This window comes from Chlorobium sp. (assembly GCF_049593655.1).
Lineage (GTDB): Bacteria > Bacteroidota > Chlorobiia > Chlorobiales > Chlorobiaceae > Chlorobium.
In genome coordinates this window covers 43744-50419 of the sequence record NZ_JBAWHG010000061.1, presented here as the reverse complement: position 1 = coordinate 50419, position 6676 = coordinate 43744, and the positions used below count along the sequence as shown (strand labels likewise).

The 6676-nt window shown below is 54.9% G+C and carries 5 protein-coding genes; 2 read left to right on the top strand and 3 right to left on the bottom strand.

Annotated features, from left to right (window positions below):
- Window positions 1–484: 484 nt before the first annotated feature.
- Entirely contained in the window at window positions 485–889 is a 405-nt protein-coding gene (locus tag WBP50_RS10860; RefSeq protein WP_423934394.1) for an ATP-binding protein, read from the top strand.
- A gap of 34 nt (window positions 890–923) precedes the next feature.
- On the top strand, window positions 924–2564 hold the full coding sequence (pgi, locus tag WBP50_RS10855) for a glucose-6-phosphate isomerase (protein ID WP_423934392.1): 1641 nt from the start codon (window positions 924–926) through the stop codon (window positions 2562–2564).
- A 232-nt stretch (window positions 2565–2796) separates the two neighbouring features.
- Here the strand turns inward: pgi and purB are convergent, their stop codons facing one another.
- The 3 genes from purB to WBP50_RS10840 form a co-directional block, all read right to left on the bottom strand.
- Entirely contained in the window at window positions 2797–4101 is a 1305-nt protein-coding gene (gene purB / locus WBP50_RS10850) for an adenylosuccinate lyase (protein WP_423934390.1), read from the bottom strand.
- 90 nt (window positions 4102–4191) lie between these two features.
- Window positions 4192–5613 carry a CCA tRNA nucleotidyltransferase gene (locus WBP50_RS10845; protein WP_423934388.1) on the bottom strand — a complete coding sequence of 474 codons (1422 nt, stop codon included), beginning with the start codon at window positions 5611–5613 and terminating at the stop codon, window positions 4192–4194.
- A 19-nt stretch (window positions 5614–5632) separates the two neighbouring features.
- Window positions 5633–6667, bottom strand: coding sequence for a Gfo/Idh/MocA family oxidoreductase (locus tag WBP50_RS10840; protein ID WP_423934397.1), 1035 nt, complete (start codon window positions 6665–6667; stop codon window positions 5633–5635).
- Between the last annotated feature and the right edge of the window lie 9 nt (window positions 6668–6676).

Genomic DNA, 6676 nt, shown 5'->3' with positions numbered 1-6676 from the left:
CAGCGCAGTGGAGGTGAGCATCCAGGAGGTGGTGCCGGTGTCGGTGACAACCTCTTCAGCTCCCCATGCCGTGCCGCTGAACAGCATTGCCGCTGCAAGCAGCAGCAATGGATACGAAAACTTTTTCATGAGATATACAAAGATTGGAGTGTTGTTTTATCCTAATAAATTTAACTATCACACGTAAATGTATTAAATAATTAATATAAAAACAACTCATAGTCTATAATTTGCAACAAAAAGGTAGGATTTGTCGGGAAGTGCATGCTGCGGAAGTTTTGTGGTGATTCGGGAGTGAATTCTGCCGGAGAGCCGGATATCCGCTTTACCGGTATGTTTCTGCATATATTTAGGGCATTGAAACCCATGTTCCTAAATTGTACATTGACGGATAGTGGCATTGCCGTATGTTGCCGCGGGTATTGACCGGAGCCGTTTACGACTTTTCAGTATAGGCCGCTAATCTGTTTTTTCCTCTTGCACCATGAAGCTTTTTCTCCGCAGCACCGTTGATGACTACGAAAAGCTTCATGATGCGATTTTCCTGTTCGGCCGGTTTCATGGATACAGCAGCGGATTTCTTTCCACCCTGGATCTGACGCTCAAGGAGGCGTTTCTGAATGCAGTCAGGCACGGGAACCATCAGAACGAAATGCTTCCGGTTACGGTAACTTTCGACGCATCAGCCGGCGGAAATCTGCTTGAGGTAACCCTCAGGGACTGCGGACAGGGTTTCGACCCCGACGATCTTCCTGACCCCACAGCTCCCGGCGGTCTTCATAAAACAACGGGCCGCGGGGTGCATCTTATCAGGAGCTATGCTGAAATTGCGGACGCCCGTGCCGATGCTTCGGGCTTTTCATTCACCTTGCGTTATGTTCCCAGCTGATTTTTCTTAATTAAACCGGTACGATACAACTGCTATGGATATTTCGAAAAGCGCTGCATGGAGTGCCCTGCAGCTTCACAGAGAGGAACTTGAGCCGGTTACCCTGCGCAGGCTGTTTCAGGAGGACCGCTCGAGGTTCGAACGTTTTTCGGTAAGATCAGGCTCGTTCCTGCTCGACTATTCGAAAAACCGGGTCACCTCGCGTACGATGGAGCTGCTTTTTGATCTCGCCCGTACAGCGGGGATTGAAGAAAAACGGCGGCGGATGTTCGAGGGGGAGCCGATCAACTTTACCGAAAACCGGGCAGTACTGCATACGGCGTTGCGCAGACCCCCCGGCTACAGCCTTGTCGTTGACGGGCTCGATGTTCCGGCGGAAGTGGCCGACGTGCTCCGCCAGATGAAGGAGTTCACGGAAAAGGTTATCTCGGGAGCATGGAGAGGGTTTACCGGAAAACGGATTACCGATGTGGTCAACATCGGCATCGGTGGGTCGGATCTCGGTCCCTGTATGGTTACAGAAGCGCTCAGGCCTTTCGCGCATGGTAAGATCAAGGTGCATTTCGTTTCCAATATCGACGGGACGCATATCAGCGAGACCCTGAAAAAGGTTGATCCTGAAACCACCCTGTTCGTTATTGCATCAAAAACGTTCACGACGCAGGAAACCCTCACCAATGCCATGAGCGCGCGAGCCTGGTTCCTCTCCTTTGACGGGGATGAACGTCATATCGCCAGACATTTTGCCGCCGTGTCCACAAACCGGGCGAAGGTTGTGGAGTTCGGTATTGATGAATCAAGCATGTTCAGGTTCTGGGACTGGGTAGGCGGAAGGTATTCTCTATGGTCGTCGATAGGCCTGTCCATAGCCCTTTTCCTTGGTTTCGAGCGCTTTTCAGAGCTGCTCGCGGGCGCTCATGCCATGGATGAGCATTTTCTCACCGCGCCGCTCGAAGAGAACATTCCGGTCATCATGGCGCTTCTCGGGGTCTGGTACAACAACTTTTTCAATGCCGGCTCCCATGCGATTATTCCTTACGATCAGTATCTCCACCGATTTCCAGCCTATCTGCAGCAGCTCGATATGGAGAGCAACGGGAAACGGGTCGACTGCAGCGGCCGTACCGTCGGGTACGCAACCGGTCCGGTCATATGGGGCGAGCCGGGGACCAACTCGCAGCACGCCTTTTTCCAGCTGCTCCACCAGGGGCCCGGTTTCATTCCTGCGGATTTTATCGTGCCGCTGAAGAGCCAGAATCCGCTCGGAGAACATCACGATATGCTCGTGGCGAACTGTTTTGCCCAGACGGAGGCGCTGATGCAGGGCAAAACCGAGGCCGAGGCCCGACAGGAGCTTGTATCGGCGGGATACGATTCCGAAAACGTCGGGATGCTTGTGCCACACAAGGTTTTTCCGGGGAACCGACCGACAAACACGCTCGTGTTCGACGAACTCGATCCGTTTTCGCTCGGCACCCTGATCGCTCTTTACGAGCACAAGGTTTTCGTGCAGGGTGCGCTGTGGCAGATCAATTCGTTCGACCAGTGGGGGGTGGAACTTGGCAAGCAGCTTGCCAGGGCGATTCTTCCCGAACTCCAGCGGGAGGGTGCGGTAAACGGTCATGACGGTTCGACCAATGCGTTGATCGACCTTTACCGCAACAGGCGCACCTGATAGCTCCGGCCGGCAATTACACGAAGTCCGGATCACGAGGCTGGCGGTTTTCCTTGCCGTCACGGGTAACAGAAAGATCAGTAAAAGCCCTGCAGGAATTCCTGCAGGGCTTTTGCGTTGCACGCCTATACCGGGTTTCCGCAAGGCCGGAGCGCCGGGAAGCCTGTTCCCGTCAGGATTATGCACAGGATTGCAGGTCCCGTACCTGACCCGTTCAGACTACAGCTGGCGTTCAGAGCCCGTTGCGTTCGAAAATGGTATCGACACTTGCCCTGAGTTTGCCGAGAATGTTTTCGAAGCTGAACAGTTCGGCGATCTCTTCGGGCGTTATATGCTGAAGGAGCTCTTCGTCCTGCAGGACAAGATCGCGCAGGTGAACTTTTTTCGACCAGCTCTCCATGGCGTTGCGCTGCACCAGCCGGTAGGCATCTTCACGGGTCAGGCCTTTTCCGGTAAGGGCGAGGAGCAGGGTCTGCGAGGTTGTCAGGCCGTAGGAGGAGTTGAAGTTCTCCTCCATACGCTCCGGATAGACCAGCAGGGTTTCAAGCGAATCGCTGAAGGTGCGCAGCATGTAGCACACGGCAATGGTCGAATCCGGCATGATGATTCGTTCTACCGAAGAGTGGGAGATGTCCCGCTCGTGCCAGAGCGCAACGTTTTCCATGGCGGCGATGGAGTTCGAGCGGACCACGCGGGCCAGACCGGTAAGGCGTTCGAACGTGATCGGGTTGCGTTTGTGCGGCATGGCTGAACTTCCTTTCTGCCCCTTGCTGAAAAACTCCTCGGCTTCACGTACTTCGGTGCGCTGCAGATGGCGGAGTTCAACCGAGAATTTCTCGATCGACGAGGCGATGATGGCCAGCGTCGTGGCGAATTCCGCATGCCTGTCGCGCTGGAGTATCTGGGTCGAGATCGAGGAGGGCTCAAGTCCGAGCTTCCGGCATACTGCGGCCTCGATTTTCGGTGAAAGGTGCTGATAGGTGCCTACCGCTCCGGAGATTTTGCCGACCGATACCGTGGCGACGGCTTTTTTCATGCGGTCGAGATTGCGCAGCATCTCCTGGTGCCACAAAAGCAGCTTCAGGCCGAAGGTGGTGGGCTCGGCATGAATACCGTGGGTGCGTCCCATTTCAAGGGTGTATTTGAACTCGACTGCCCGCTTTGCAAGCACGGCTACGAGTTTTTCAATATCGGCAAGAATGATTTTGCCTGCGTCGCGCATCTGCATGGCCAGGCAGGTATCGACCACATCCGAGGAGGTAAGTCCTTCGTGGATGTAGCGGGACTGCGGCCCGACATTTCCGGCGACATTGGTGAGGAAGGCGATGACGTCGTGCTTGGTCTCCTTTTCGATTTCAAGGATCTCATCCACTTTGAAGGCCGCTTTTTCACGAATGGTCTGCACTGCTTCTTCGGGAACGAAGCCTGCTTCCATCCGCGCTTCCACGGCGGCGATTTCAAGCTGGAGCCAGCGCTGGAATTTTGCCTCTTCGGTCCAGATTGCCGAGATATCTTCGGGTGAGTAACGTGGTATCAACGTATGAACGGTTTAGTGGTTGTCGGGTCTTTCTGGCATGAAACAGCCCTGAATATACGTTTTGGCACGAAGAAAACCCAGCTGCGGCCTTCAGCTGCCGAGTTCGGCGTAAAGCTTCCTGACATAGGCAAGCGCTGCTTCGCGCTCATAGGGAATGATGCCGTCGATAACGGCATTTTCCATCCGGCTCTTGATGATGCCCACCATTTTGCCTTCGGTGAGACCGAGCGTTTCCATGATATCGGACCCGCTGATGGGAGGTCTCCAGCTTGCCAGCAGGTCTTTTTCGGCGACTTCGGCGATCTTCTGTTCGACGTTGCCGAAATTCTTCATGATGCGCACCACCTTCCGGGGGTTTTTGCTGGTCACGTCGGCCCTGCAGAGGCTCATGAGGTCTTCAAGATCGGGCCCGGCGTCATACATCAGGCGGCGGATTGCCGAGTCGGTGATCTCCTCCTTGGAAAGCGGAATGGGGCGGTGGTGGAGCCGAACCAGTTTCTGCACGTAGTCGAGCGGTTCCTGCGGCCAGCGCATGGATTTGAAGATTTTCGCAACGATCCGTATGCCCACGGCTTCATGACCGTGAAAGGTCCATCCGGCTGAAGGGTGGAACCGCTTGGTGACCGGTTTGGCAATATCGTGCAAAAGAGCCGAAATTCTCAGCCAGAGTTTGCCGGAGTGAGCGGCGACATTGTCAACCACCTGAAAGGTGTGGAAGAGCGTGTCCTTGTGGCCGAGTCCGTCAACCTGTTCGATGCCGGCCATTGCGGTAACCTCGGGAAGGATGTCGCCGAGAATGCCGGTTTCATAGAGCATTCCGAGACCTTTCGAGGGCACCGGGCTCTGCATGATTTTAAAGAACTCCTGACTGATTCTTTCCTTTGATACGATCCGTATCCTCTCGTGCATGGCGCTCATGGCCGTGAGCATTGCCGGATCGGGTGTGCATGCAAGCTGTGCGGTAAAGCGCGCCGCACGCATCATCCTGAGCGGGTCGTCCGAGAAGGTCTGTTCCGGGTCGAGCGGGGTTTTCAGTATGCGGTTTTCAAGATCATCAAGACCGTTGTAAAGGTCGACAAGCGTTCCCCGGTTATGGGCATTGAGGCTGACGGCAAGCGCGTTGATAGTGAAATCCCTTCTTGACAGATCGTCTTCCAGTGTGCCGATCCGGGTGACCGGTTTCCGGGAGTCGGCGTTGTAGGACTCCCTGCGCGCTCCCACCACCTCCACTTTCAGCGCTCCGGCCTGTTCATCGGTCACTTCAAGCTGCGCGGTCCTGAAGCGTTCGAACACGACAAAGTTTCTTGCCGAAAGCTCCTTCCGGATGATTCCGGCAAAGGCGACAGGCTCGCCGACCACCATGATATCGATGTCGCTGCAGGGCTTTTCGATGAGGATGTCGCGGACATAACCGCCAACCAGATAACAGGGAAGATCCAGGCGGTCGGCAATTTCTCCGATACGCAGCAGGACCGCCGGTATATCGCGCGCTGTGAATTGCTTCAGGCTCATCGTTTCCCTTCCGGCACGCTCAATCGAACAACGCTGCATTACCGGCAATTTCATCGGTTATACGGTCGGCTACCATAACGGCTTTGCGTCCGTCCCTCGAACTTACCGCAACCGGCCTGTCGTTGAGCACGTCATCGATAAAATGGCGGAGTTCGTCGCGAAGTGCGTTGGTTTTCGGAACATCGGGGGTGATATAGTCGAGCACCATGCCCTGCATGGCATCCTTGATCTCCCCGAACTGTTCGAGTATTTTCCGGGCGGCATAGGTTTTGACGGGATTTTTCGATGAAGCCTGTGCAGGGTGCACCAGCCGGAACACTTCGGACTTTCCGCTGGTCAGGTCAAGCGACGCGTAGCTTTTGGGCTCATTGCAGAAAAACCGCATTTTCCTGATTCTGCTGCGGCTCAGGCGGCTTGCCGTCACGTTTGCCGTGGCGCCGTTCATGAAGTCTATCCTTGCCGTGGCCATGTCGAGCTCGTTTGAAAAAACCCTTACGCCTGAGGCGGCAATGCTTTTGATGTCGGATTTGATGAGGGAGAGCACCAGATCGATATCGTGAATCATCAGATCGAGCACCACCGAAACATCGGTGACCCGGAGCGAAAATCCGCTCAGCCGTTCAGCCTGAATGTACATCGGTTCGCCGATATAGGATTCCACCGCGCGGAGGGCCGGATTGAACCGTTCGATATGGCCTACCTGAATGCGAACCCCGTTCTCCTCTTCAAGCCTGATCAGCTCATCAGCCTCCTCGATTGTCGCCGTTATAGGTTTCTCGATGAAGAGATGTTTTTTTTCAGCCAGCAGCTGGCGGGCAATATCGAAATGGGTGCTTGTCGTCGTGGCAATCACGGCGGCATCACAGTTCGCCGACAGCTGCTCTATGGAATCGAACTGATGGACTCCGTATTTGCCGGCAATCTCTTCGGCGCGCTGGCTGTTCCTGTCGAAAATACCCGCCAGATGCACATCCGGGGATTCAAGGGCGATATCACCAAGCAGTTTGGTATGAAATTCGCCAAGCTTTCCCGTTCCGATAACTCCTATACGCATATCAGTTTT

Bases quoted from the DNA above. Each gene is read 5' to 3' on its own strand.
- WBP50_RS10860 (WP_423934394.1), top strand. From the start codon at position 485: ATGAAGCTTTTTCTCCGCAGCACCGTTGATGACTACGAAAAGCTTCAT.
- pgi (WP_423934392.1), top strand. From the start codon at position 924: ATGGATATTTCGAAAAGCGCTGCATGGAGTGCCCTGCAGCTTCACAGA.
- WBP50_RS10845 (WP_423934388.1), bottom strand. From the start codon at position 5,613: ATGAGCCTGAAGCAATTCACAGCGCGCGATATACCGGCGGTCCTGCTG.
- WBP50_RS10840 (WP_423934397.1), bottom strand. From the start codon at position 6,667: ATGCGTATAGGAGTTATCGGAACGGGAAAGCTTGGCGAATTTCATACC.